The following is a 26,009-nucleotide window of genomic DNA, read 5'->3' on the forward strand; positions in this document are numbered from 1 at the left end:
AAAGGCTCTCTTGCCACATGAGTGCCGTCCTATAGGGTGCGGCCCGGTTTGGCGAGGGAAAGCGGATATGAAACTCACCTGGTTCGGCGGGACGACGATCCGCGTTCATATTGGCGGGGCGATTCTGGTGGTGGATCCGGAGGGAGCGCCAGATGGGATCGACCGGACGGAGCTGGTTTCGGGGGCTGACCTGGTGGTGGACGGCTTTGGCGGGGCGCTGGAGCGTGTCGATGGCGGGCAGTGGAAGCCGCGCAAGCCGCAGCGCCTGCTCGATGAAAGCGATGACCTGCCACCGGTGGAGGTCTGGTCGGCGGGTGAGGGCGCCATCCTGGTCGATGCCGTGGGCGAGGTGCCGCTCTTGCTGGTGGCCGGGCCGAAACCTGCGCTTGGACGGTGGGCTGAGGCGGCGGTGGTGACGATTTTCGGGGATGCCAAGGCGATCGTGACGGCGGCACAGGCGGTGCTGGAAGACCGTTCGCCGCGCCTCTTGGCGCTGGCGGGAACTGAAGCCGCAATCGACGCGGCAATCGGCCCGCTGCGCGACAAGCTGGACGGAACCGGGCTGGTGGCGCTAGAGGCGGGGCTGGCGCTGGAGGCCTGATCGGCGCCTGCAGCCATTTTCATTGTCTTTTGTGCCGCGCCATTGCTAATAACGGCCGGATCGAGCCGTAGTTTGTTGGAGTTTCCCCATGTCTGTCGACGCCGCAACCGTAAAGCGCATCGGGCGCCTGGCGCGTATCCGCATCGAAGAGAACGAGGTCGCTGCCTATCAGGACGAGCTCAATGCCATCCTGGGCTTTGTCGAGCAGCTGAGCGAAGTCAATGTCGAGGGTGTGGAACCGATGACCTCGGTGACCCCGATGACCCTGCGCCGCCGCGACGACGTGATCTCGGACGGCGGCTATGCCGAAAAGATCGTCAGCAACGCCCCGCTGAGCGAAGACAACTTCTTCATGGTCCCCAAGGTGGTCGAGTAGCCATGGCGGTAACCGTCGCCATCGAAACGCCGTTGCAGGACGATGTGCGCGTGCTCGTCGCCGCGCTCAATGCACACCTGCAGCCGCTGTCCCCGCCTGAATTCCAGTTCAAGATGACCGCGGAACAGATGGCGGGCGACGACACGACGGTATTCGTGGCGCGTGACGAAGCGGGCAAGGCAATCGGCATCGGCGCACTCAAGGTGCATTCGGCCGACCTGGGCGAAGTGAAACGCATGTTCACCGACCCGGAAGTGCGCGGCAAGCGGATCGGTTCGGCCCTGCTTGATGCCATTGTCGGGCTTGGCCGGCAGAAGGGGCTGACCCAGCTGATGCTGGAAACCGGCACCGGCGACGGCATGGCCGCAGCCCACCGGCTCTACACCCGTAGCGGCTTTGTTACGCGTGGACCGTTTCTGGACTATCCTGACAGCGAATGGTCGGCTTTCTTCGAAATGCCGCTGCGCCAGGAGGCCTCGGCATGAGGATGTTCGTCGCAGCGATCGTGCTGGCAGCCAGCGTGCAGACCATCGGCGCGCAGGAATTCCAGCTTGACCGCACCAAGCTCTACGTCACCGATCCGGCGGCCTGTTCGGCCATCGAGAAAAAGGGCGTGGACGCATGGCTCGACATGGACTTCCTGAGCCTGACCTTCGACGGCGGCATCCAGTCGATGGAGTTTCACTGCAACTTCTTCGACGTAAAGACCCGTCCCAACAGCAATTTTTCATTCGTTTCGGCGATCTGCGAACACCCGGGGGAACTCTACCCCGACAGTTTCGCCATCGCCCCCTATGACGAGAACACCATTCAGGTCGTTTCCGCGCATATGAACGCGCTCGAAATGGCCGGCGTCTTTGACAGCAGCGAGGGGGAAGGGGCGTCCGCCGCCACCATCTACCACCGCTGCGATAATCTGAGCGAGATTCCCTTTGACTGACCTGACCAAACTCAGCCTCGCCGACGCCCGCAAGGGCCTCAAGGCAAAGAGCTTTACCGCGACCGAGCTGACCGGTGCCTATCTCAAGGCCATTGAAGCTGCCAATCCCAGCCTCAATGCCTATGTGGCGGTGACGCCCGAGCAGGCGCTCGACATGGCCAAGGCCAGCGACGCCAAGCTGATCAAGGGTGAGGGCGGGTCGCTCGAGGGCATTCCTCTGGGCATCAAGGACCTGTTCGCCACCAAGGGCGTTCACACCCAGGCCGCCAGCCACATTCTCGACGGCTTCAAGCCGGAATACGAATCGACCGTGACCGCCAATCTGTGGCGCGATGGCGCCGTCATGCTGGGCAAGCTCAACATGGACGAGTTCGCCATGGGTTCGTCCAACGAGACCAGCTATTACGGCCCCGTCGTCAGCCCATTCCGCGCCGAAGGCAGCAATGCCCAGCTGGTGCCCGGTGGTTCTTCGGGTGGCTCGGCTTCTGCCGTTTCGGCCTGGCTCTGCGCCGGCGCGACCGCAACCGACACCGGCGGCTCGATCCGCCAGCCGGCAGCATTCACCGGCACGGTCGGCATCAAGCCAACCTATGGCCGTTGCTCGCGCTGGGGCACGGTGGCCTTCGCCTCCTCGCTCGACCAGGCAGGCCCGATTGCCCGCACGGTTGAAGACGCCGCGATGATGATGACCTCGATGTCGGGCTTCGACGCCAAGGACTCGACCAGCGTTGATCTGGCCGTGCCTGACTTTGCCGCCGCCGTCGAACGCGGCGTGAGGGGACTCACCATCGGCGTTCCGCGCGAATACCGCATGGACGGCATGCCCGCCGAAATTGAAAAGCTTTGGAGCCAGGGCCTGGAATGGCTCAAGGCCGAAGGCGCGACGGTGAAGGACATCTCGCTGCCGCACACCAAATACGCGCTGCCCGCCTATTACATCGTGGCTCCAGCCGAAGCCTCGTCGAACCTGGCCCGCTATGACGGGGTCAAGTATGGCCTGCGCGTTTCGGGCAAGGACATCACCGACATGTACGAGCAGACCCGCGCTGCCGGGTTTGGCCGTGAAGTGAAGCGCCGCATCATGATCGGCACCTATGTGCTGTCGGCCGGCTATTTCGATGCCTACTACGTCAAGGCGCAGAAGGTCCGCACGCTGATCAAGAAGGACTTCGAAGACGCCTTCCATGCCGGTGTCGACGCCATCCTGACTCCGGCGACCCCGTCGGCAGCCTTCGGCATCGGTGACGAGGCTCTCGCGGCCGATCCGGTGGCAATGTATCTCAACGACGTCTTCACCGTGACCGTGAACATGGCGGGCCTGCCGGGCATCGCTGTTCCGGCCGGCAAGGACGGGCAGGGGCTGCCCCTGGGCCTCCAACTGATCGGCAAGCCGTTCGACGAGGAAACACTGTTCGCGGCGGCCCGCGTCATCGAGAAAAACGCCGGCGGCGACTTTGCGCCCAAGGCCTGGTGGTAACGGGATTGGACAGCGACACTTGATCGTCGCGTCGATCCGCATTACTTGGCGGCCATGCACAAACTAAAACTGGTAGTGACGCCGCCGCGAGCGGCGTCCAGGCCAACAGGGGTTTCGCCGATGGCCGCTGACATTTTCACCACGCTCGACTGGTCCGAGCCGCCCAAGGATATGAGCAAGCCATTGCAAGCGCTTTGGTGGCTCAAGAAGGGTGGCATGCGCGTCGGTCCCGAATGGGAACAGGCACACGTCATCGTGCAGGCCATGGAAGGCGTGCAGGCATTCGACTGGGTGCATGCGCTCATGCACTGGATCGAGGCCGACATGGGCAATGCCGACTATTGGTATCGCCGCGCCGGCAAGCGCCGCGCCACGGCCAGCGTCAGCGCGGAGTGGGAGCACATTGCTGCAGCCCTGAGCGACGTGACGCGCCACTAAGGCAAGCGAATACAATTTTGGAAAGGCCGGGCCATGTGCCCGGCCTTTGCCGTTTCTAGGTGCCGACCCGCAGCATTTCGAGGCCAAGTCGGGAAATGCGATAGGGGCCGCTGCGGACCGAGGCGATGGCCTTCTTGGCGCGCAGCCGCTTGAACATGTCAAAAGTGCAGTCGGTCATCACCCAGCCTTCGCGGGTGAAACACTCAATATCGAGGGTTTTGCCATCGTCGTCGCGGATGAGCGTGATGCGCCCACCCAATGCCAGCACGTTCAGCACGCGCCGTTCATGTCGAGATATATTCATTGCAGTGTTTGGATTTGCCATAGGGCGGCGGCGGAAAACGACCGCATAGCCGCGAACAAACGTTACCCACTGCTGGCATCACGCTCAGCAGCCGGTTGGTTTATTCTGCCCCGTCCCGATTGGACGGGGTCTCAGACAATCTCAAACTGGCTAGACATGCCGACTTGATAGCCGCGCCACGGCCGATATGCCAGTTTTGACGACGCAAACATTGAAATTTGCCGATGTGCAGTGCAAACCAGCAACAGCAAAATCGACTGGAACGTGAAGTGACCGCAACCAAATTGCCTGCCGAATGCAACTCCAAGGACGACGTGCGCGCCGAAATCGACCGCATCGACAGCGCGCTGCTGAACCTTTTTGCCGAGCGGCATCAGTATGTAACGCGCATGGCCGAGATCAAGACGGACCCGCATGAAGCGCGCGATCCCGTGCGCATCGAGTCGGTTATCGAGAAGGTCCGCACCCGTAGTTTGGCTCTTGATCTCGATGAAGATCAGGCCGAACTTATATGGCGGACCCTGATCGACTGGAACATCAACTACGAGAAGGGCATCATCGCCGCGCGCCGCCGCGGATAGGACGCCGGGAGGCTACCATGGCTGGGATTAGCATTCGCAAGGCCGAAACCGCTGATGCCCGACGACTGGCCGATATCGCCTATCGCGCCTGGGAAACCGGGATTTTCCCGCTGCTTTCCGCCCAGCCTGGCCTCAAGGAAACCGAACAGCGGCGGCTGGCCCATGCCGTCGCCGAAACCCTGTCGCGCATTATCGTGGCCGAGGTGGACGGCGTGGTCGTCGCCTGGTGCTCGCGGGCGGCGCGGCGGGCCTATATCCCTTATCTCTTCGTGATGCCCGAATTGCAGGGCCATGGCCTGGGCTCGATGCTGCTGCGGCGCATGGAGAGCATTCTCGAACTCGAGGGTGCCGAACGGGTGCAGCTGGAAACCCCGGCCGACAATGTGCGGGCGGTCCGTTTCTACGAGCGGCAGGGCTATCGCATTCTCGCGATGCGGCCAGACGGGCGCGCTGCACATGAGCCTTTCATGAGCGTGCACCTGGAAAAGCGCCTGCAGCCCTTCTACGGCGTCATCGAAGACGAGGACTGAACGCTGGCCAACCTCGTACTGCGACAGCCTCGCCCGAGCGATGCGGAGCGCCTGGGCGCAATCGGCTTTGATGCCTGGGAACAGAGCGCGTTTGGCATCGACGATGCCGGGCGGGCGGATCGCATTGCGCTCAGGGCCGAATTCGTCACCTTCTGTCGGGAGCGCAGTGACGCCATCATCATGGCGGAACTGGATGGCGCCTTCGCGGGCTGGGGCGCGCGCGAGGACCATGATCACGTGATATCTGACTTGTGGGTCTCGCCACACTCGCAGGGCAAGGGCGTCGGCGCGGCCTTGCTAGACGCGCTGGAAATCGCTATCGCCAATGCAGGTTTTGCTCACGCCGAACTGGAAACCTATGCCGGAAACGACGGCGCGGTCCGGTTCTATGTGCGGCAGGGGTATTCTATAATCTGGCGAGGCATGAAACACTCGCCAAGCTTGAACTATGCGTTGGACAAATTGCGTCTGAGCAAGCGGCTCGGGCTACCAAGGCAGACGTAAACAGGACGAACAATTGACCCTCATCGATACGCGCACGCCCAACCCCAAGAGCTTCATCAAAGGCTCGACCGGTGACTGGGAAGTCATCATCGGCATGGAAGTGCATGCGCAGGTGACCAGCGAGAGCAAGCTGTTCTCCGGCTCATCGACCGAGTTCGGCAACCCGCCCAATTCCAACGTGTCCTTCGTCGATGCGGCCATGCCCGGCATGCTGCCCACCATCAACGAGGAATGCGTGCGCCAGGCCGTCCGCACTGGGCTGGGCCTGAAGGCCAAGATCAACAACCGCAGCGTGTTTGACCGGAAGAACTACTTCTACCCCGATCTTCCGCAGGGTTATCAGATCTCGCAGTTCAAGGACCCCATCGTGGGTGAGGGCCTGGTCTATCTCGACATGCCCGACGGGCAGATCGAGATCGGCATCGAGCGCCTGCACCTCGAGCAGGACGCAGGCAAGTCGATCCACGACCAGCATCCGAGCATGAGCTTCGTCGACCTCAACCGCTCCGGCGTGGCGCTGATGGAAATCGTCAGCAAGCCCGACCTGCGCTCGTCCGAAGAAGCCAAGGAATATCTCAGCAAGCTGCGCACCATCCTGCGCTACCTGGGCACCTGTGACGGCAACATGGAGCAGGGCTCCATGCGCGCCGACGTGAACGTATCGGTCCGTCGCCCCGGTGGTGAATTCGGTACGCGCTGCGAAATCAAGAACGTCAACTCGATCCGCTTCGCCGGCCAGGCGATCGAATACGAGGCACGCCGCCAGATCGACATTCTGGAAGACGGCGGCAAGATCGACCAGGAAACCCGTCTATACGATCCCAAGACCGGCGAAACGCGCTCGATGCGCTCGAAGGAAGAAGCGCACGACTACCGCTATTTCCCCGATCCCGACCTGCTGCCGCTGGAATTCGACGATGCCTTCGTCGCCTCGCTTGCCCAGCACCTGCCGGAACTGCCGGACGAGAAGAAGGCCCGCTTTGTGGCTGACTTCGGCGTGACGGCTTATGACGCCATGGTGCTGACGCTCGACCGTGAAACGGCCGACTACTTCGAATCCGTGGTCAACTATGGCGGCACCAAGCGCGACGGCAAGGCCGTGGCCAACATGCTGAACGCCGACGTTGCCGCCTTCGCCAACAGCCAGGGCCTGGCCGTTTGGGAAACCCACCTCAAGCCATCGCAGATCGCCGGTATCGTCGACCTGGTGGCTGCCGGTACGATTTCGTCTAAGGGCGCCAAGGATCTTCTGCAGATCGTCATCGCCGAGGAGCCCGAAGGCGAGCCGGCCGATATCGTCGAGCGCCGCGGCCTAAAGCAGGTGACCGACATGGGCGCGATCGAGGCGATCGTCGACGAGATCATCGCAGCCAACCCAGATCAGGTTGCCAAGGTTCTGGCCAAGCCGACCATGATCGGCTGGTTCGTCGGCCAGGCCATGAAGGCTTCGGGCGGCAAGGCCAACCCGCAGGCCCTCAACGACCTGATGAAGCAGAAGCTCGGCATCGAATGAGCGAACCGGTAGACGCAACCGAAAAGGGTACCCGGCCGACCTCGGTCGGGTCGGCCTTTGCCGACCACAAGTCGCCATGGCCGGTGCGTCTCGTCGGCCGCCTGGTGAGCGGCGTCATGATCGTGCCGGTGGTGGCGACCATGATCGCCGCCCTCGCACTGATGATCTACGGCGCCTTCGAAACCTGGCACTTCGTGGATGGGCTGTTCTTTTCGGTGGATCACAGGCTGACCCACGACGAAGCGCTGCTGCACGCCATCGAGCTGGTCGACCTGTTCCTGCTGGCAACGGTGGTGCAGGTGGTGTCGCTGGGGCTCTATCAGCTCTACTTCCACCAGGACCTGGAACTGCCAGACTGGCTGAAGATCCGGACGCTGGACGATCTCAAGTCCAAGCTGGTCGGCGTGGCCGTGACTGTGCTCTCGGTCTATTTCCTCGGCCGGGCAGTGACCACCAGCGGCGGCATCGACATCCTCTATCTGGGTGCCGCATCGGCCATGGTGATCGTGGCGCTGACCTATTTCCTCAGCAAGATCGACAACCACTAGATCGGTTTGCCGACCGTCATTGCCGTTCGGAATTCCTCGTTCTCATCGAGGAACAGCGGCTCGGGCGACGCGCCGGTGGCGTCGAAGAAGCGGCTCATGAAAGCGCGCATCGAGGCACACAAGGCGATGTCGGAGATTTCGACATCGCTGAAGCCGAGCCCGCGCAGTGCATCAATATCGCCTTGGGTGACTTTGGACGCATCGCGCGCCACCTGCTCGGCATAGGCGAGCATCGCCACGTCCTTTGCACCGAGCCCGGCATTGCGGAAATCGCGCTGGATGGCCAGCACCTGCGCCCTGCCGAGGTCGCGGGCGAGCGAACGCGCATAGACATGGCTGCAATAGGTCGAGGGGACCTGCTTGGCAGCGATGAAGGTGATCAGGCGCCAACCGCGCAGACCCAGCGAGAAATTGGCCTTCACGCCCTCGGTAAAGGCTTCATAGAGGGGCAGGACTTCGGGCCGGGTGGTCCAGCACCGCGTCGCCTCCATGACAAAGCCGATGGAGGCCGTTTCCTTGGCGTAGATTTCAGCTACATCCCCGGTGGCTTCAGCAGGGTCAACCGTTTTCAAGAACATGAGCGCGCTCCCGATTGGTGACGCAGCCTAGCGCGAGCCACAGCGAACGGCAATTTGACGTCAGGCCCGTGTGGGCGGCTGGTCGTAACCTGGATCGGGGTCCGGCATGGGCTGACCGGGTGTCGGGTCTTCAACCGGCTGCGGATCGTCGGGAAGTTCTTCGGGATAGGGCGTTATGGGACCATCGGGCCGGGGCGGCGCGGGGTCGGGATTGGGCACGACTTCAGGGATCGGGCGCGGATCGATATCGGGACGAGGCTGGTTCATGGGTGCTCCTTCGAGGCGCGCCGCAGCCCATTCGGGAGCAGCGCATCTCAAAGACCAGAACGGCCCGCCAGCGCGCGCCGTTCCATTTGCAGATCCCTCAAATCAGGCAGTCGTCCTCTGCCAGAGCTTGCCGATACGGCCATCGATCAGCAGCAGACCGGCGAAGATCACCACCATGCCCAGAATCTGGATCGGCAGCACGGTCTCGTGCAGGACGGTCACGCCAAGGATGATTGCCGAGACCGGTGCGATGAAGGTCGTGGTGGCGAAATTGGTAGCGCCCACACGGGGTAAGATGCGGTACATCACCTGGAAGGTGAAGGCTGTGGAGATGAAGCCGATCGCCAGCGCCGCAGCCCAGGTCTCCGGCCGCTCGATAACCGGTGCGCCTTCGACCAAGAAGGCCACGGGAATAGAGGCAACGGCCGCGCCAGTCAGAGCAATGGCGGCCAGCGCGGTCGGCTCGACTGCCTTGAAGCTGCGGGTGATATTGAGCGAGAGCGCGTAGCAGAGCGTTGCCAACAGGCACGCACCAATCGCCCAAAGCTGGGACTGCCCACCCGCCAACGCGGGGGAAGCGAGAATGGCGGCGCCAGCAAAGCCGACAGCGACGCCCATGCTCTTGACCCGGGTGGCGCGCTCGCCACCGGCCCAGAAGTGGGAGACGATCACGGTCATGATCGGCGTCAGGGCATTTATGATGGCAGCAACGCCGCTGGCCAGATTGGCCTGCGCCAAGGGGAACAGGGCAAACGGCATGGCATAGGCCAGAATGCCGAGCAGGCCGAGCTTGGCCCACAGGACCGGATCACGCGGGACAGCCTTGCGCAGAACGGCCATGGCAATCCAGCAGCCCAGAGCGCCAATGCCGACGCGCAGCGAGGTGACCCACAGGGGACCAATCTCGCGGATCAGCACTGCGTTGAAGATGAAGGAACATCCCCAGATCGCGCCAAGAAAAATGATCCAGAACCAATCACGCAACGACATACGATTCCCCTTTTGCCGGCGGAAAATACGCCTCGGCCATGCCAAGGTCGAACCGATTTTGACGATGTCGTAATCAATTCAATTGATGGGCGAGGCCCGCATGAATCAGCTGGCGCTGACTTTCCCCGTCGCGAGGAGGCGAAGGGCCTCGGGGTAGATCCGATGCTCTTCGACCAGCACGCGGGCCGCGAGCGTTTCGGCATCGTCGCCCGGAAGGACCGGCACTTCGGCCTGGAGGATGGGCGCGCCCTCATCGAGGCCGGGCGTCACGAAATGGACGGTGCAGCCATGGACCGTTGCGCCATCGGCCAGCGCCCGCTGGTGGGTATCGAGGCCCTTGTAGAGCGGGAGCAGCGAGGGGTGGATGTTGATCATCCGGCCGGCCCAGTGGTTGACGAAGTCATCGCCGAGGATGCGCATAAAACCGGCGAGGCAGACATAATCCACCTCCCAGCTCTCGAGCACCTGGGTCATGGTGTCTTCGAACATATCCCGCGAAGGGAACTTGCTCTGGGCGAGCGAGGCGGTGGCGATGCCTTCGGCGGCAGCCACCGCAAGACCGGGCGCAGCCGCCCGGTTCGATAGTACGCCGACGATTTCCGCCGGATAGTCAGGCGCGCGCGCGGCATCGATCAATGCTGACATATTCGAGCCGCGGCCCGAAATCAGGATGCCGACGCGCTTGCGGGTCATAGGGCCAGCTTGCCGTCAAAGGTCACGGATTCGCCGGTGCGTGCCGTCAGCTTGCCGACGATCGAGGCGATTTCGCCCGATGCGTTGAGATGATCGACCAGCTTTTCCGCGTCCTCCGGGGTCACGGCGACCAGCATGCCGACGCCGCAGTTGAAGGTGCGCAGCAATTCGCGCTCTTCGATGCCGCCGACGCTCGCGAGCCAGCCGAAGACCTTGGGCACGTTCACCGCGCCGAGGTCGACGTGAGCCGCCAGGTGGTCAGGCAGGACGCGCGGGATATTGTCGATGAAGCCGCCGCCGGTGATGTGGGCGAGGGCCTTGATGCCAAGACCGGCGTTGAGGGCAGCCAGCAAGGGCTTCACATAGATGCGGGTCGGCGTCAGCAGTGCTTCGGCAAGGGTCTGGCCCGGGGCAAAGGGCGCATCGGCAGTCCAGGCCACGCCCGACAGCTCGACAATCTTGCGAACCAGCGAATAGCCATTGGAGTGGACGCCCGAGGAGGCGATGGCGATCAGCGTATCGCCTTCGGCAATGTCAGCGCGAGGCAAGAGCGAGCCGCGCTCGGCGGCGCCAACGGCAAAGCCAGCAAGGTCATAGTCCTTGCCGTGATACATGCCCGGCATTTCAGCGGTTTCGCCGCCGATCAGCGCGCAACCAGCGATCCGGCAGCCTTCGGCAATGCCGGAAACGATAGCCGTTCCCTGGGCCACATCGAGCTTGCCGGTGGCAAAGTAGTCGAGGAAGAACAGCGGCTCGGCGCCCTGGACAACAAGGTCGTTGACGCACATCGCCACCAGGTCCTGCCCGATGGTGGAGTGGTTGTCCGTATCGATGGCAATCTTGAGCTTGGTGCCCACGCCATCATTGGCGGCGACCAGCACCGGATCGATGAAACCAGCTGCCTTGAGGTCGAACAGACCACCGAAGCCGCCGATTTCGCCATCGGCACCGGGGCGGCGCGTCGAGCGCACGGCCGGTTTGATGGCCTCGACCAATGCGTTACCGGCGTCGATATCAACGCCCGCCTGCTTGTATGACAGACCGTTTGATGTCAGGTTTTGGGGATCAGACATTGGCCTCGACCGTGTGGGGAAAGCGTGCGCAAAGCCGTTACCGGAAAGCCTAGGCGGTTGCCAATTCCGGAGCCGGAAGTTAGACGGCCTGATAGCTCCTCCACCACACCGACGCAAGGGCCGCTCGGCACCATGACGCTACGAAATCAAGTACAGATCTGGGTCGGGTTCCTCGCCGTGCTGGTGCTGATGCTGTGGATCTTCCGCGGCATCCTGCTGCCCTTCGTGGTTGGCGCCGCGCTGGCCTACCTTCTCAACCCGCTGGTCAACCAGCTTCAGCGCTGGCACTTCAAGCGCGGCTGGGCAACTGCATTGGTGCTGACCTGCGTCATCGCCATCGTCATCGGCGTGTTCGTGATGTTCGTACCGTTGGTGGTGCAGCAGGTGGCCGGGCTGATCCAGCGCCTGCCGGGCTATGCCGCCGATTTGCAAGGACTTGCACGGCGCTGGGCTCCCGAGCTGAACCAGTGGCTTGGCCCTGAACGCACCGCGCAGCTCGAGCGCCAGGTTGCCGACATGCTCGGCCAGATGGTCGGATTTGCCGGCGTCATCACCGGCGAACTGCTCAATTCGAGCATGACCCTGCTGACCGTGTTCGGCTTCCTGCTGTTCACGCCCGTCGTGGCTTTCTACCTGCTGCTCGACTGGGACAGCATGGTGCATGGCCTCCACAACCTTTTGCCGCGCGGGCAGAAAGACGAAATTCTCGGCATCCTCAAGGACATCGACAGCTCGATGGCCGGCGTTATCCGCGGGCAGGGCGGCGTGTTGCTGATCGACGCGGCCTATTATGCTGCCGCGTTGAGCCTGGTCGGCCTCAACTTTGGCCTTGCGGTTGGCGTGATTGCGGGCCTGCTGAGCTTCATTCCCTATGTCGGCGCGACGGTTGGATTCGGTCTGTCGGTCGGCATTGCCATCGTGCAGTTCTGGCCCAATGGCTGGATGGTCGCGCTGGTGGCCGGTATCTTCCTCGTCTGGCAATTCGTCGAGGGCAACGTGCTGTATCCAAAGCTGGTCGGCAACGCGATCAACATCAACCCGGTTTGGCTGATGTTTGCGCTGGTGGCGTTTGGCGCGCTGTTCGGCTTTGTCGGCCTGCTGCTCGCCGTGCCGCTGGCGGCAATCGTCGGCGTGCTGGTGAGATACGGCGTCCGCAAGTACAAGGCGAGTTCCCTCTATCTCGGGACGAATGGTGGCCCCGATGACACAACCAGCACGCCCTGACCACGACGCAACCACCGGCCAGCTGACGCTCGAACTGGGCCATACGGCGGCGCAGGGCGAGGCTGACTTCATGGTGGGCGAGGGTAACCAGCTCGCCTATGGCCGCATCGTCTCCTTCCCGGCCTGGCCCGATCCGGTGACATTGCTGGTGGGCCCCAGCAAATCGGGAAAGTCGCACCTCGCCAGCATTTTCGCTGATCGGAGCGGTGCTCGATATGCGGGCATCGATGATCTGGAAGCGCTTGCTACAGAAGGCGGCACTACGCCGGTGGTTGTCGAGGATGTCGACCGGCTGGCCTATGATGAGGCGGGGCTGTTTCACCTGCTCAACCAATCGATGCGCGAGCAAAGACCAATTCTGTTGACCGCGCGGGAAGACGTTGCGAACTGGCCGCTGGCGACCGATGATGTGCGCTCGCGGGTTCGCCGCGCCACTGCCTTCACGCTTGAGCTCACTGACGACATCCAATTGTCACAGATGTTCGTGAAACTGTTCGGGGATCGCCAAATCAATGTCGATCCCAGGATCATCGCCTATCTGGTGGCGCGCATGGAGCGCTCTACCGAGGAAGTCGTGATTCTTGCGGACCTGATGGACCGGCAGGCGCTGGCCAAGGGCACGGCGATAACCCGCAGCATTGCTGCCGATGCGCTCGACCGCCGTCGGGCAGCGCGCGGCGACGTGGGCGACGAACAGAATTGGGAAGCTGAAGACGATGAATGAGATGAGCGAGTTCGCTGAAACCGACGCTCCGGTTCCCGATATCGAGGCGCTGCGCAAAAGCCCTGCGCGCTTCGTCAACCGTGAGGTGAGCTGGCTGCAGTTCAACATGCGCGTGCTCGAGGAAGCTGGCAACGAGCACCATCCGCTGCTCGAACGGCTGCGCTTCGTTTCGATCTCCGCCAACAATCTCGACGAGTTCTATATGGTGCGCGTTGCCGGCCTGAAGGGGCAGGTGCGCGCCGGGATGACCAAGCTGAGCGCCGACGGGCTTTCTCCCATCGAGCAGATGGAAGAGATCGCCACGCTCGCCCAGCACCTGCAACTCGAGCAGCAGGATCACTGGCAGAACCTGCGTGAAGAGCTGTTTGCCCAGAACGTGGTGATCCACGAGGCAGGCGATCTCACCGACGACCAGGTGAACTATCTGCAGAAGCTGTTCCGGGAGGAAATCTTCCCGGTGCTGACGCCGATTGCCGTCGACCCGGCCCACCCATTCCCGTTCATCCCGAATCTGGGTCTGGCGCTGGCTTTCGAGCTCAAGCGCCCGGACGATGACATGCCGCTGACCGCGCTGGTGCGCATCCCCGGCAATCTCGACCGGTTCATCAACCTTCCGGCCAGCCTTGTTATGGAAGGCCGCAGCGAAGTCGTGACCATCGACACACTGGTGAAGCTGTTCTTCCACAAGATGTTTCCCGGCCATACCGTTGTCGGATCAGGCGCTTTCCGCATCATCCGCGACAGCGAAATCGAAATCGACGACGAAGCCGCCGATCTCGTGGTGGAATTCGAATCCGCCCTGCGCCAGCGCCGCCGCGGGCAGGTGATCCGGCTGGAAATCGAAAGCTCGATGCCGCGCGCCCTCAAGCGCCAGATCGGCGAGCAGCTCGGCATCCGCGAAGCGGAAGTCTTTGAGGTGCACGGTTTCCTCGGCCTCGCCGATGCCCGCAAGATCTGCGACATCGACCGGCCCGACCTCAAGTTCACGCCCTATCACGCGCGCTTCCCCGAGCGCATTCGCGACTATAACGGCGACAGTTTCGCGGCGATCCGCGCCAAGGACATCCTGGTTCACCATCCGTTCGAAAGCTTCGACGTGGTGGCACAGTTCCTGATGCAGGCCGCGCGCGATCCCGACGTCGTGGCCATCAAGCAGACGCTCTATCGTACGTCGGCAGACAGCCCGATCATCAAGGCGCTGGTGCTGGCCGCGGAATCCGGCAAGTCGGTGACGTGTCTCGTTGAACTGAAGGCGCGCTTCGACGAAGAAGCCAATATCCGCTGGGCGCGCGACCTGGAGCGGGCAGGGGCGCAGGTGGTGTTCGGCTTCATCGAACTGAAGACCCACGCCAAGCTGAGCCAGGTGGTGCGCCGCGAAAAGGGCAAGCTGGTCAGCTACTGCCATATCGGCACGGGCAACTACCACCCGATCACCGCCAAGATCTACACCGACCTCAGCTACTTCACCATCGACCCGGCGATCACCCGGGACGTGGCCCGCGTGTTCAACTTCATCACCGGCTATGCAAGGCCGACCGAGCTAGAAACCATCGCCGTATCGCCGGTCAATCTACGCGAAAGGCTGATCGGGGACATTGCGCGGGAAGGCGAATTTGCGCGCGCTGGCCAGCCCGCCAGCATCCTGCTGAAGATGAACTCGCTGGTCGATCCGCAGGTAATCGACGCGCTCTATGATGCGAGCCAAGCCGGCGTGAAGGTGGATCTCATTGTGCGTGGGATATGCTGCCTGCGTCCCGGCATTCCGGGTTTCTCGGACAATATCCGGGTCAAATCGGTGGTCGGCCGCTTCCTTGAGCACAGCCGCATCTACTGCTTCGGCAATGGCGAACCCATGCCCGGACCGCGCGCCAAGGTCTATATTTCATCGGCAGACCTGATGGGCCGGAACCTGGACGGGCGCGTGGAAGTTATGGTCCCGATCCTCAACAGGACCGTGCATAAGCAGATCCTGGATCGGATTCTCGTTGCCTATCTGCGGGACAACCAGCAGAGCTGGGAAGTCCTGCCAGATGGCAGTTCGCACCGAATTCGCGCTGCCGATGGCGAAGAGCCGTTCAATGCGCATGATTACTTCATGACCAACCCGTCGCTGTCCGGCCGTGGCAGCGCCGGTGGCGTCGAAGGTGACGAGGGTATCGCTTGAACCAATTCTGGGGCGTTGACGCCGATCCCACCGCGCAGGGCCGCATCAAAGGTGCCAAGCCGGTGGCTGTACTCGATATCGGGTCCAACTCGGTGCGCCTCGTGGTCTATGAGCGCCACGCCAGGGCGCTGACGCCACTCTACAACGAAAAGTCGGCCTGCGCCCTCGGGCGCGGCGTCGGACAGACCGGACGGCTGGCGGATGCCAACGTCAAGCAGGCCCTCAACGCCATCAAGCGCTTCGCACTGGTTGCGCGTATGATGCGGGTGGGCAAGGTCTACGTGCTGGCTACCTCGGCCGTGCGTGAAGCCGCCAACCGGCAGGATTTCGTCGACGCCGTCGAAGCGCTGATGGAAACCAAGGTGAACGTGCTCAGCGGCGAGCAGGAGGCACACTATGCTGCCCTGGGCGCCGCGGCCGGCATGCCCGGTTTCGCCGGCATGGTCGGCGACCTTGGCGGCGGTAGCCTGGAGCTTTCCAGCATTGTCGACGGCGGCAATACCGGCGAAGAATCTTTTGAGCTGGGCGTTATTCGCCTGCAGGACGACAGCGCAGGCTCGGCACCTGCCGCCGCGCAAATCGTTCGTGAGCAGCTGCAGCAGTCGGCGCTGCCGAGACTCGAGCCGGGCAAGGACTTCGCCGCCATCGGTGGCACCTGGCGTTCGCTCGCCAAACTGCACCAGCAGGTCACCAGCTATCCGCTGCGCATGGTGCAGCACTATATCGTCCCGGCCGAGGACATGATTGCGTTTTGCGATGCCATCGTTGGCGCCAAATCGCTCAAGAGCTATCCCGGTTCAAACCATGTCAGCTCGTCCCGGCGCGACCTCGTGCCATTCGGCGCCGCCGCACTCAGCGAAGTGCTCAAGGCGGGACGGTTTGCCAATGTGGTGTTTTCGGCGCTTGGTGTGCGCGAAGGCTACCTCTACGGCATGCTCGACAAGCGAGAGCAGGCGATCGATCCCCTGATCCAGGGTGCAGAGGAACTATCGGTCTTGCGGTCGCGCTCGCCCTCGCATGCCGACGACCTCATCGAGTTCACGAACCAGTTTCTTGCCGTTTCCGGCCGGGTCGAGACGGCTACGCAGACCCGTATTCGCACGGTTGCGTGCCTGCTCGCCGATATCGCCTGGCGCTCCCATCCCGACTATCGCGCGCCGCAAAGCGTTGAGGCGGTGGCCTACAGCTCGCTCAGTGGGGTGGACCATCCCGGCCGCGCCTATCTCGCCCAGGTCATGGCGGTGCGCTATGACGGGCTCAAGAGCAAGGCCGCAGCCTCGCTCGTGGCGCTGGGAACGCCCGAAATGACGTTCCAGGCGCGGCTGTTGGGCGCGCTGTTCCGGGTGGCCTATCCAATGACAGCGGCAATGCCGGGCATCCTGCCGCGCGTGCGCCTGGCCGTCTCCGGCAGCATTCTTTCACTGATCCTGCCCGAAGACCTTGCTTTCCTCGATGGCGAGCATCTGCAAGGCCGTCTGGGACAGTTTGCGACAGTGGCTGGGTATGAGAATTCGGCCGTAAGGGTCGAATAGGCCCTAGGGCCGAATAGATCTCTATTCGGCCGGGACGGTATCCTTCACCGCGATCTCGACAACGCCTTTGCGCGTCGCCACAAGGCCTACGCGGCCGTGCTTGATATCAAGCGCCTTTTCGCCAAAGAGCTTACGGCGCCAGCCTTTGAGGGCAGGGACGTCAGCATCGTCGTCGAGCACCAAGGCGTCGATGTCGTCCGAGGTCGCCAGAATGCGCGCGGCGACGCCATGCTGCTCGGCCACAGACTTGAGCAGGACCCGGATCAAATCGCCGACCGCACCCTTTGGTGAAGGACCGCGATAGCGCTCCGGCATTGTCGGCAGCTCAGCCTTGGTGAGCGCTTCGACTTCCTTGAGCAGGACCATGATTTCGGCAGCGGCCGAACTCCGGCCAAAGCCGCGCGGAACGGCCCTGAGCTTCTCGAAGGCATCGGGAGTCAGCGGGCGCTGCATTGCCAGTTCATAGAGAACGTCGTCCTTAAGGACGCGGCTGCGCGGCTGGTCGGTATCCTGCGCGCGCTTTTCACGCCAGGCGGCCAGCTTCTTGAGCGCGGCTAGGTCGCGCGGGCGATTGATCTTCATCTTCAGGCGTTCCCACGCCTGCTCGGGCTGAACGACATAGGTATCGATGCTGCGCAGCACGCCCAGCTCATCCTCCACCCAATCCCAGCGCTTGGTCGCGTCAACCTGCTTGCGCAGTTCGCGGTAGATGTCGCGCAGGTGAGTCACGTCGGCGAGGGCGTAGAGACGCTGCTTTTCCGACAAGGGGCGGGCGGCCCAATCGGTGAAGCGCGACGACTTGTCGAGCTCGACATTGGTGATGGAGCGCACGAGGTTGTCGTAGGAAACGCTGTCGCCGAAACCACAGACGCTTGCGGCGACCTGGGTGTCGAAAATATTGACCGGGACTTTGCCGGTCAGCTTGACGAAAATCTCGATATCCTGCCGGGCGGCATGGAAAACCTTGGTGACGTTCGGGTTGGCCAAAAGCTCGAAGAACGATGACAAATCGAGGTCTGGCGCGAGCGGGTCGATGAGCACCGCTTCGTCGTCTGTAGCTGCCTGTATCAGGCAAAGCTTTGGCCAATAGGTGGTTTCGCGCAGGAACTCGGTATCCACTGTCACAAAATCAAACTTGGCTGCGCGCGCACAGAATGCGTCGAGCAAATCGGTGGAAACTATGAGGTCCATGCCGGCGTCCGTCTCAAAATCGTCAATATTCTTCCTAGCAGGTGCAGCAGGCCCACTCCATACCGCATTTGCCCACTATGAGCGCTGGGTTAGCGCAAGCGCGACCAAGATGGTTCCCCAAGCCCTGTTCAACTTGACAATCGGGGGCCCGCATGCGCTTTTCCCGCCCAAGATTCCGGCCTTTTTTGCAGAGTTCCGACATGACCACACATCGCTACCGCTCGCACACTTGCGGAGCCCTGACCGCCAAGGACGCGGGACAGACCGTGCGCCTCAGCGGCTGGGTACATCGTATCCGTGACCACGGCGGCCTGCTGTTCATCGATCTGCGCGACCATTACGGCCTGACCCAGGCCGTTATTGATCCTGATTCTCCCGCCTTCGCCGACGCCGAAAAGGTGCGGTCCGAGTGGGTGTTGCGCATCGACGGTGAAGTAAAGCTTCGCGACGCCGCTGCAGTGAACCCGAACCTGCCAACCGGCACGATCGAAGTGTTCATCCGCGAGATCGAAGTCCTCTCGGCCGCCAAGGAGCTGCCGCTGCCGGTGTTTGGCGATCAGGAATACCCGGAAGACGTGCGCCTGCGCTATCGCTTCCTCGACCTGCGCCGCGAGAAGCTGCATGCCAACATCGTGCGCCGCACCAAGGTGATCTCGGCCATGCGCAGCGGCATGACCCAGGCCGGCTTTGCCGAATACTCGACCCCGATCCTGACGGCATCGTCGCCCGAAGGCGCGCGCGACTTCCTCGTGCCCAGCCGTATCCACCCCGGCAAGTTCTTCGCGCTGCCGCAGGCGCCCCAGCAGTACAAGCAGCTGCTGATGGTTGCCGGTTTCGACCGCTACTTCCAGATCGCACCTTGCTTCCGCGACGAAGACCCGCGCGCCGACCGCCTGCCGGGCGAGTTCTACCAGCTCGACCTGGAAATGAGCTTCGTCACGCAGGAAGACATCTGGAACACGGTAACGCCCGTCATCACCTCGATCTTCGAGGAATTCGCCGATGGCAAGCGCGTCACCAAGGAATGGCCGCGCATTCCCTATGACACGGCGATCCGCAAGTATGGCTCGGACAAGCCCGACCTGCGCAACCCGATCGAGATGCAGGCCGTGACCGAGCACTTTGCTGGTTCGGGCTTCAAGGTTTTCGCGAACCAGATCGAAGCCGACGACAAGGTCCAAGTCTGGGCCATCCCGGCCAAGAACAAGGCTGGCGCCGAACCGATCGGCCGCGCATTCTGCGACCGCATGAACGCCTGGGCACAGGGCGAAGGCCAGCCGGGCCTCGGCTACATCTTCTTCAAGGACGGGCAGGGCTCCGGCCCGATCGCCAAGAACATTGGTGAAGATCGCACTGCCGCCCTCAAGGCCCAGCTGGGTCTGGACGACGGCGACGCCGTGTTCTTCGTCTGCGGCCATCCGAACAAGTTCTACAAGTTCGCTGGCGAAGCCCGCACCAAGGCCGGCACCGATCTCGGCCTAGTCGACACCGAACAGTTCGCACTGTGCTGGATCGTCGACTTCCCGTTCTACGAGTGGAGCGAAGAAGAAAAGCGCGTGGACTTTGCCCACAACCCGTTCTCGATGCCGCAGGGTGGCATTGACGCGCTGAACAGCCAGGACCCACTGACCATCAAGGCGTATCAGTATGACGCCGTCTGCAACGGCTACGAAATCGCCTCCGGGTCGATCCGTAACCAGCTGCCCGAAACCATGGTCAAGGCGTTCGAACTGACCGGCAAGAGCCGTGATGAAGTCGAAGAGCAGTTCGGCGGCCTTTACCGCGCGTTCCAGTACGGTGCGCCTCCGCATGGTGGCGCGGCATTCGGTGTCGACCGTATCGTGATGCTGCTGTGCGGCGTGCAGAACCTGCGCGAAATCACGGCGTTCCCGATGAACCAGCAGGCCGAAGACCTGCTGATGGGCGCACCGAGCCCCGCCGATGCCAAGCAGTTGCGCGAACTGAGCATCCGCCTCAACGTTCAATAAGATCGCCCATCTGGCGCGAACATGGCGGCTCCCGGAAACGGGGGCCGCTTTTGTTTGCGCGGGCAGGGCTCCACAACATGGTTTCCAGCGATTAACCAGCCTTAACGATGCGTTAAAGCCTACTTGCTACCGGTGGTAGACCGACCTGTACCTTCGGATTCGCGACTTGAAATCCAGATACTCACATATCCTGACGCTCATGGGTGCGTTGCTCGCATTCACCCCGATCGTCGCCGTGGATTATGTGCTCGACAGCTATGTTCGCGTTCGCGAAAAAGCCAATACCGCCCAGTATGTTAACGCGGTCACCTCACAGATCGAAATCGGCGTGAGCGACGCTATCGCATCGCTGCGGCGCATTCTGACCGAGAGCCCGTCGCTCTGCACGCCCACCTTCATCGGCAATGTGCAGCGCGAGATCGAGACCAGTCTCAATATGAAGCAGGTGTTGGTCGAGAACGCCGACAACGTGCAGTATTGCGACGCGTTTGGCCGTACGGTGAGCTATTCGCCGCTGTCGGAGAGCTTGCCCATACCAGGGCACACCGAGACGATTACCGTCGTGAAGCTGGGCGACCTGGCCATGCCAGCCCTCAAGATCACCCAGTCGTTTGGCCAGTCGCGGCGTGTATCGACGTTTGTGCCGCTGCTGGGACAGACCGAAGCCGGTCTGGCGCGGGCGCTTCCCAGCGCCGCGATGCTGCGTGTATTGCTCACCAACGGCACGCCCATCCTGACGGTTGGCGAAGACTCCGGTTTTGATAACCGCCAGACCAGCACGGAATTTATTTATGAGCAGGCCTTTGCCGGCGAAATGCCGCTCAAGGTCGAGTTCGCGGTGCCCTTCGCCATGGCGCGCGCCAACTATCGCGACCTTGATGTTGGTTTCACGATTTTTGCCTGCCTTATCAGCGCAAGCCTGCTGATCCTATCGCTGGGCTATGTGCGGCGCTCGCGCGTACCGGCCTTCGACCTCGAGCGCGCCATTTCGCGCGGTGAGATCAAGCCCTACTACCAGCCGGTCATCAACCTGCGCACCGGCGAGTTGATGGGATGCGAAGTGCTGTGCCGCTGGGAGAAGAAGAACGGGCAGGTGGTGCAGCCCGGCGCGTTTATCGACTATGCCGAGGTCACGGGCCTTGCCATTCCGATGACACTTTCACTTATGCAGCAGGTGAAATACGACCTGGGTGATCTCAGCCAGCTCATGCCGGACCTCAAGATCTCCATCAACCTGTTCGAAGGGCATTTCCGCGACACCGGCATCGTCGAGGACGTGCAGGCCATTTTCGGCAATTCCCCGATCAGCTACCGCCAGCTGGTGTTCGAGATTACCGAGCGCCATCCGCTGGCCAATTCGACCATCGCCAACAGCGTCATCGCGGGCCTGCATGCCTTGGGCTCGAAGCTTGCCCTGGACGATGCCGGCACCGGCCATTCCAACCTGGCCTATATCGGCACGTTGGGCGTCGACGTCATCAAGATCGACCGGATTTTCGTCGACATGGTCAAACCCACCACGACGCAGGTCGCCGTGCTTGATGGCCTGATTACCATGGCCAAGGACCTCGATTGCGAGATCGTCGCTGAAGGCGTGGAAACCGAAGAACAGGCGCTTTATCTGCGCGCTCGCGGTGTCATTCAGGCACAGGGCTTCATCTTTGCTCCGGCTCTGAAGGTCGATGCATTCCGCCAGCTGGCGATCGCTTTGCACGACAAGCGGAGCCCTCGGAGCCGCGTTGCCGACCTCAAGGCCAATGCCGCTTGATCAACTTTAGTTAGAGCGGGCGTGAACTCCACTTTTCAACGCCACAGTTTGGTGGCACCTACGCTTGCTCTAGGGTAGACCAACCGCGATCAGCAGTTGGGCAAAGGAGGATTTGCGTGACGACCGACGTCAACGAGCAACGGAAAGCACTGCGCGAGGCAGCGCTCCACTTCCACGAGTTCCCCAAGCCCGGCAAGCTTGAGATTCAGGCGACAAAGCCGCTGGGCAACCAGCGCGACCTGGCGCTGGCCTATTCGCCCGGCGTTGCGGCGCCGTGCGAAGAGATCGCGGAGAATCCGGACGCAGTTTCCCGGTACACTTCGCGCCAGAACCTGGTGGCCGTCATTTCCAACGGCACCGCGGTGTTGGGCCTGGGCAATATCGGCGCACTCGCCAGCAAGCCGGTGATGGAAGGCAAAGCGGTCCTGTTCAAAAAGTTCGCAGGGATCGACGTGTTCGATCTCGAAATCGACGAACTCGACCCCAAGAAATTCATCGAAGCGGTTACCCCGCTCTGGCCGACCTTCGGTGGCATCAACCTTGAAGACATCCGCGCGCCGGACTGCTTCGAAATCGAGGAAGCGCTACGCGAGCGCATGCCGATTCCGGTGTTCCACGACGACCAGCATGGCACGGCCATCATCGTCGGGGCCGCTGTGCTCAATGGGCTTGAGCTCAAGGGCAAGCGCATCGAAGACGTCAAGATCTGTGCATCCGGGGCAGGGGCAGCGGCAATCGCCTGCCTGAACGTACTCGTCGCGCTCGGCGCCAAGCATGAGAACATCTGGGTCGCCGACAAGGATGGTCTGGTTACCCACAAGCGCAACGACGTGAACGACAAGTGGCGCGGCCAGTTCCGCCGCACCAGCGACGCCACGACCCTTGCCGAGGTGATCGAGGGCGCCGACGTGTTCCTGGGCCTTTCGGCTGCCGGTGCGCTCACGCCCGAAATGCTGCTGAAGATGGCACCGATGCCGCTGGTTCTGGCACTGGCTAATCCATACCCGGAAATCATGCCCGACCTGGCCAAGGAAACGCGGCCGGACGCCATGGTCTGCACGGGCCGGTCGGACTTCCCCAACCAGGTCAACAACGTCCTGTGCTTCCCCTTCATTTTCCGCGGTGCGCTCGACGTAGGCGCCACCACGATCAACGAAGAAATGAAGATCGCGGCAGTTCGCGCCATCGCCAAGCTGGCGCACGAGCCGAGCCTTGAAGCATCACCATCGGGCACCCCGACCGTATTCGGTCAGGACCACATCATCCCGAACCCGTTCGACCAGCGTCTGATCCTGCGCATCGCGCCGGCCGTGGCCAAGGCCGCAATGGACACCGGTGTTGCCAAGAACCCGATCACCGACTGGACGGCCTACCACGACCGCCTGAACCGCTTTGTGTTCCGCTCGGGCCTCGTGATGAAGCCGATGATCGAGCGTGCGCAGGGCAAGAACAAGCGCATCGCCTTTGCTGATGGCGAAGACGAGCGCGTGCTGCGCGCCACCCAGGTGCTGCTCGAAGAACGGATTGGCCGCCCGATCCTGATCGGCCGCCCCTCGGTCATCGAGTCGCGCATCGAACGCTTCGGGCTGAGCCTCGATCCTGCCAAGGACTTCGAGATCATCAACCCCGAGGACGATCCGCGCTATCGCGACTATGTGAGCCTGTTCCATTCGCTGGTGGGCCGCAGCGGCGTGACGCCGGATACTGCCCGTCAGGTGGTGCGCACCAACACGACCGTGATTGGTGCCCTTGCTGTGAAACGCGGCGAGGCCGATGCCCTGATCTGCGGCCTGCAGGGTCGCTTCATCAAGCACGTGCGCGACATCCGCTCGGTCATCGGCCTGCAGGATGGGGTGGCGGACGTCTCTGCCCTCTCCATGCTGATCATGCCGCGGGGCGCGTTTTTCCTGGCCGACACCTATGTGAACCAGGACCCGACGCCCGACGAGATCGTCGGCATCGCACTGCAGGCCCGCAACCACCTCAAGCGCTTCAACATCGAGGCCAAGGTGGCTCTGCTGAGCTATTCGAACTTCGGTTCGCGTGACGGCGACAGCGCTTACAAGATGCGCGAGGCCTATCAGAAGCTAAAGGCTATCGCCCCCGACATGATCGTTGAAGGCGAGATGCAGGGCGATCTGGCGCTCAATCAGGAACTGCGCGATCGCTATGTTCCTGACAGCGTGCTGCGTGGCGAAGCCAACCTGCTGATCTTCCCGAACCTAGACGCTGCCAACCTTTCCCTGACGCTGCTCAAGGAAATGAACAACGCGCTCTCGGTGGGGCCGATCCTGATGGGGCCACGTTCGCCGGCCCACATTCTGGCGCCGTCCACCACCAGCCGTGGAATCGTCAACATGGCGGCTATCGCGGCGACCGAGGCTATCGGCAGCGAAACCTGACACAAAATGGCTGCGGTGGAGGGCAACCTTCGCCGCTGCCACGTGACCGGAAACTTGCGACAACCGGGCCGTTGCGGTAGATGGCGTAACCAGTCCCAAGAGCCAGGATAGATCCGATGAACCAGATCGCCGTATTTGGTGGAAGCGCTCATCCGCAACTTGCCCGGGACATTTGCGACAGGCTTGGCGTGCCGCTGCACCCCACGCTGGTGAAGCGCTTTTCCAACGACTGCATCGAAGTCCACCTGCAAGCCAACTGCCGCGAGCAGGATGTGTTTCTGATCCAGACGCTGAGCGCGCCAGTGCAGGATCATCTGGTGGAGCTGCTGCTGATGCTCGACGCAGCCCGCGGCGCCTCGGCTGCCCGGATTACCGCTGTCATCCCGCACTATTCCTATGCCCGCTCTGACAAAAAGGACGCGCCGCGCATATCCATCGGCGGCCGGCTCGTGGCCGACCTGCTCAAGACTGCAGGTGCGGATCGCGTGCTGACCATGACGCTGCATTCCCCGCAGGTGCATGGCTTTTTCAGCGTACCCGTCGACCACCTCCACGCGCTTGGCGAACTGGCCGCCTATTTCCGGCGCTATGATCTCAGCAATGCGGTGGTGGTTTCGCCTGATCTCGGCAACGCCAAGACAGCAGCCGCATTTGCACGTCGCCTCGGCACGCCCGTGGCCGCCGGCGCCAAGGAGCGCATCAGCGACACCGAGGTTCGCATCTCGGCAATCATCGGCGATGTGCAAGACCGTGACGTCATAGTACTCGACGACGAAATCGCGAGCGGCGGTTCGATGATCGAACTGCTGGCGCACCTGCGCGCTAGCAATGTCCGATCCATACGCATCGCCTGCACGCACGGCATCTTTGCCGGCTCGGCGCTGGAGAGGCTCTGCGCCGAGGCTGGCCTGAACGAGATCGTCTGCACCGATACGCTGCCCATCGGGGCAGGGCCCGGCAACGACAAGCTGACGGTGCTGTCGATCGCCCCCGCACTGGCCGAGGCCATGCGCCGGATCAACAGCGGGGAATCGGTCAGCGCGCTATTTCACGAAACGGCGGCCGCCGATCGCGTTGCAGCGGAATAGCGAAACCCCACGTTAAGTCCTTGTCATCCATATTGGGCCCGTTCAATTTCGGTTTGCCCATGCCCACCCGCCTCAAACGACCACCATTCTGGCGTCCGCTCGCAATGACCGTGGCTCTTTTGGGCTTTCAGGGCTATCTCGGCTTCTCCGCCATCGGCGGGCAGTTCGGCATCGAGAACCGCACCCAGATCCTGCTCGACATCGATCAGCTCAAGGCAAAATCATCCGCGCTGCAGGCCGAGGTCGATTCCTATCGTCACCGCGCAACGCTGATGGATTCACGCCGCCTGGATCCGGACATTGTTACAGAACGGGCGCGCGCGATGCTGAATATGGCTCACGCAGACGACATTCTGGTCATGGTTGATCCGCATAGCGGTAAACCACTTTCCGGTAAATTCGAGCAATTAGCCACAGATGAGTTAACGCGACTTATCGAAGCAGATTCAACGCTCTAGCTTCAGTTTTAAGTGATCGCAGCGCATTGCGTTTCGCGCATTGCTTGCCTTATATTG

The 26,009-nt window shown here is 62.3% G+C and carries 27 protein-coding genes; 20 read left to right on the forward strand and 7 right to left on the reverse strand.

The window, feature by feature from the left end; genetic code table 11:
- The first annotated feature begins 67 nt into the window (after window positions 1-67).
- The 6 genes from ACZ5WT_RS16010 (at window position 68) to ACZ5WT_RS16035 (ending at window position 3,832) form a co-directional block, all read left to right on the forward strand.
- Window positions 68-601, forward strand: a complete 534-nt coding sequence (locus ACZ5WT_RS16010) for a hypothetical protein (RefSeq protein WP_464284765.1) — start codon at window positions 68-70, stop codon at window positions 599-601.
- A gap of 88 nt (window positions 602-689) precedes the next feature.
- On the forward strand, window positions 690-977 hold the full coding sequence (gene gatC / locus ACZ5WT_RS16015) for an Asp-tRNA(Asn)/Glu-tRNA(Gln) amidotransferase subunit GatC (protein WP_464284766.1): 288 nt from the start codon (window positions 690-692) through the stop codon (window positions 975-977).
- 2 nt (window positions 978-979) lie between these two features.
- Window positions 980-1,462, forward strand: a complete 483-nt coding sequence (locus ACZ5WT_RS16020; RefSeq protein WP_464284767.1) for a GNAT family N-acetyltransferase — start codon at window positions 980-982, stop codon at window positions 1,460-1,462.
- Window positions 1,459-1,917: a hypothetical protein gene (locus ACZ5WT_RS16025; protein ID WP_464284768.1), complete on the forward strand. Its 459-nt coding sequence runs from the start codon at window positions 1,459-1,461 to the stop codon at window positions 1,915-1,917. Before ACZ5WT_RS16020 ends, ACZ5WT_RS16025 begins: the two co-directional genes overlap by 4 nt.
- Window positions 1,910-3,394, forward strand: a complete 1,485-nt coding sequence (gene gatA / locus ACZ5WT_RS16030) for an Asp-tRNA(Asn)/Glu-tRNA(Gln) amidotransferase subunit GatA (RefSeq protein ID WP_464284769.1) — start codon at window positions 1,910-1,912, stop codon at window positions 3,392-3,394. The genes ACZ5WT_RS16025 and gatA overlap by 8 nt, the downstream gene beginning before the upstream one ends.
- A gap of 120 nt (window positions 3,395-3,514) precedes the next feature.
- Window positions 3,515-3,832: a hypothetical protein gene (locus ACZ5WT_RS16035; RefSeq protein WP_464284770.1), complete on the forward strand. Its 318-nt coding sequence runs from the start codon at window positions 3,515-3,517 to the stop codon at window positions 3,830-3,832.
- A gap of 55 nt (window positions 3,833-3,887) precedes the next feature.
- On the opposite strand, the gene ACZ5WT_RS16040 is transcribed toward ACZ5WT_RS16035, so the two are convergent.
- On the reverse strand, window positions 3,888-4,136 hold the full coding sequence (locus tag ACZ5WT_RS16040) for a YjhX family toxin (RefSeq protein ID WP_464284771.1): 249 nt from the start codon (window positions 4,134-4,136) through the stop codon (window positions 3,888-3,890).
- 269 nt (window positions 4,137-4,405) lie between these two features.
- Here ACZ5WT_RS16040 and ACZ5WT_RS16045 point away from each other — a divergent pair, with 269 nt between their 5' ends.
- The 5 genes from ACZ5WT_RS16045 (at window position 4,406) to ACZ5WT_RS16065 (ending at window position 7,812) form a co-directional block, all read left to right on the forward strand.
- A complete protein-coding gene (locus ACZ5WT_RS16045) occupies window positions 4,406-4,717 on the forward strand; it encodes a chorismate mutase (RefSeq protein ID WP_464284772.1) in 312 nt (103 codons plus the stop codon).
- A gap of 17 nt (window positions 4,718-4,734) precedes the next feature.
- Window positions 4,735-5,247, forward strand: coding sequence for an N-acetyltransferase family protein (locus ACZ5WT_RS16050; protein WP_464284773.1), 513 nt, complete (start codon window positions 4,735-4,737; stop codon window positions 5,245-5,247).
- 180 nt (window positions 5,248-5,427) lie between these two features.
- Window positions 5,428-5,751: a GNAT family N-acetyltransferase gene (locus ACZ5WT_RS16055; RefSeq protein WP_464284774.1), complete on the forward strand. Its 324-nt coding sequence runs from the start codon at window positions 5,428-5,430 to the stop codon at window positions 5,749-5,751.
- 13 nt (window positions 5,752-5,764) lie between these two features.
- The gene (gene gatB / locus ACZ5WT_RS16060; RefSeq protein WP_464284775.1) at window positions 5,765-7,264 is read left to right on the forward strand and encodes an Asp-tRNA(Asn)/Glu-tRNA(Gln) amidotransferase subunit GatB; all 1,500 of its coding nucleotides are present in this window, start codon (window positions 5,765-5,767) and stop codon (window positions 7,262-7,264) included.
- Entirely contained in the window at window positions 7,261-7,812 is a 552-nt protein-coding gene (locus tag ACZ5WT_RS16065; protein ID WP_464284776.1) for a YqhA family protein, read from the forward strand. The genes gatB and ACZ5WT_RS16065 overlap by 4 nt, the downstream gene beginning before the upstream one ends.
- Here the strand turns inward: ACZ5WT_RS16065 and ACZ5WT_RS16070 are convergent.
- The 5 genes from ACZ5WT_RS16070 to purM form a co-directional block, all read right to left on the reverse strand.
- A complete protein-coding gene (locus ACZ5WT_RS16070) occupies window positions 7,809-8,390 on the reverse strand; it encodes a carboxymuconolactone decarboxylase family protein (RefSeq protein WP_464284777.1) in 582 nt (193 codons plus the stop codon). The two genes, ACZ5WT_RS16065 and ACZ5WT_RS16070, sit on opposite strands and share 4 nt — an antisense overlap.
- A gap of 60 nt (window positions 8,391-8,450) precedes the next feature.
- Complete coding sequence (locus ACZ5WT_RS16075) at window positions 8,451-8,657, reverse strand: hypothetical protein (protein WP_464284778.1); 207 nt, start codon at window positions 8,655-8,657, stop codon at window positions 8,451-8,453.
- Between the two features lie 102 nt (window positions 8,658-8,759).
- Window positions 8,760-9,647: a DMT family transporter gene (locus tag ACZ5WT_RS16080; RefSeq protein ID WP_464284779.1), complete on the reverse strand. Its 888-nt coding sequence runs from the start codon at window positions 9,645-9,647 to the stop codon at window positions 8,760-8,762.
- A 105-nt stretch (window positions 9,648-9,752) separates the two neighbouring features.
- Entirely contained in the window at window positions 9,753-10,340 is a 588-nt protein-coding gene (gene purN / locus ACZ5WT_RS16085) for a phosphoribosylglycinamide formyltransferase (protein WP_464284780.1), read from the reverse strand.
- Window positions 10,337-11,413, reverse strand: coding sequence for a phosphoribosylformylglycinamidine cyclo-ligase (gene purM / locus ACZ5WT_RS16090; RefSeq protein WP_464284781.1), 1,077 nt, complete (start codon window positions 11,411-11,413; stop codon window positions 10,337-10,339). The genes purN and purM overlap by 4 nt, the downstream gene beginning before the upstream one ends.
- Window positions 11,414-11,545: 132 nt before the next feature.
- Here purM and ACZ5WT_RS16095 point away from each other — a divergent pair, with 132 nt between their 5' ends.
- Genes ACZ5WT_RS16095 through ACZ5WT_RS16110 form a run of 4 tightly spaced genes read left to right on the forward strand, consistent with a single transcriptional unit; the run spans window position 11,546 to window position 17,057 of the window.
- Entirely contained in the window at window positions 11,546-12,637 is a 1,092-nt protein-coding gene (locus tag ACZ5WT_RS16095; protein WP_464284782.1) for an AI-2E family transporter, read from the forward strand.
- A complete protein-coding gene (locus ACZ5WT_RS16100; RefSeq protein ID WP_464284783.1) occupies window positions 12,615-13,361 on the forward strand; it encodes a P-loop NTPase family protein in 747 nt (248 codons plus the stop codon). The genes ACZ5WT_RS16095 and ACZ5WT_RS16100 overlap by 23 nt, the downstream gene beginning before the upstream one ends.
- Window positions 13,354-15,525: an RNA degradosome polyphosphate kinase gene (locus tag ACZ5WT_RS16105; protein WP_464284784.1), complete on the forward strand. Its 2,172-nt coding sequence runs from the start codon at window positions 13,354-13,356 to the stop codon at window positions 15,523-15,525. Before ACZ5WT_RS16100 ends, ACZ5WT_RS16105 begins: the two co-directional genes overlap by 8 nt.
- A complete protein-coding gene (locus ACZ5WT_RS16110) occupies window positions 15,522-17,057 on the forward strand; it encodes a Ppx/GppA phosphatase family protein (RefSeq protein WP_464284785.1) in 1,536 nt (511 codons plus the stop codon). The genes ACZ5WT_RS16105 and ACZ5WT_RS16110 overlap by 4 nt, the downstream gene beginning before the upstream one ends.
- A 21-nt stretch (window positions 17,058-17,078) precedes the next feature.
- Here the strand turns inward: ACZ5WT_RS16110 and rnd are convergent, their stop codons facing one another.
- The gene (rnd, locus tag ACZ5WT_RS16115; protein ID WP_464284786.1) at window positions 17,079-18,248 is read right to left on the reverse strand and encodes a ribonuclease D; all 1,170 of its coding nucleotides are present in this window, start codon (window positions 18,246-18,248) and stop codon (window positions 17,079-17,081) included.
- 200 nt (window positions 18,249-18,448) lie between these two features.
- Here rnd and aspS point away from each other — a divergent pair, with 200 nt between their 5' ends.
- From aspS to ACZ5WT_RS16140, 5 genes are all read left to right on the forward strand, one after another.
- The gene (gene aspS / locus ACZ5WT_RS16120; RefSeq protein ID WP_464284787.1) at window positions 18,449-20,236 is read left to right on the forward strand and encodes an aspartate--tRNA ligase; all 1,788 of its coding nucleotides are present in this window, start codon (window positions 18,449-18,451) and stop codon (window positions 20,234-20,236) included.
- A 166-nt stretch (window positions 20,237-20,402) separates the two neighbouring features.
- Window positions 20,403-22,004 (forward strand): EAL domain-containing protein, encoded by a 1,602-nt coding sequence (locus tag ACZ5WT_RS16125; protein WP_464284788.1) that lies wholly within the window; start codon window positions 20,403-20,405, stop codon window positions 22,002-22,004.
- A gap of 116 nt (window positions 22,005-22,120) precedes the next feature.
- Window positions 22,121-24,406, forward strand: a complete 2,286-nt coding sequence (locus ACZ5WT_RS16130; protein WP_464284789.1) for an NADP-dependent malic enzyme — start codon at window positions 22,121-22,123, stop codon at window positions 24,404-24,406.
- Window positions 24,407-24,522: 116 nt separating this feature from the next.
- Window positions 24,523-25,494 (forward strand): ribose-phosphate diphosphokinase, encoded by a 972-nt coding sequence (locus ACZ5WT_RS16135; RefSeq protein WP_464284790.1) that lies wholly within the window; start codon window positions 24,523-24,525, stop codon window positions 25,492-25,494.
- 59 nt (window positions 25,495-25,553) lie between these two features.
- The gene (locus tag ACZ5WT_RS16140; RefSeq protein ID WP_464284791.1) at window positions 25,554-25,952 is read left to right on the forward strand and encodes an FtsB family cell division protein; all 399 of its coding nucleotides are present in this window, start codon (window positions 25,554-25,556) and stop codon (window positions 25,950-25,952) included.
- The last annotated feature ends 57 nt before the right edge of the window (window positions 25,953-26,009 follow it).

It is taken from the genome of Devosia sp. T2-14 (assembly GCF_055397495.1).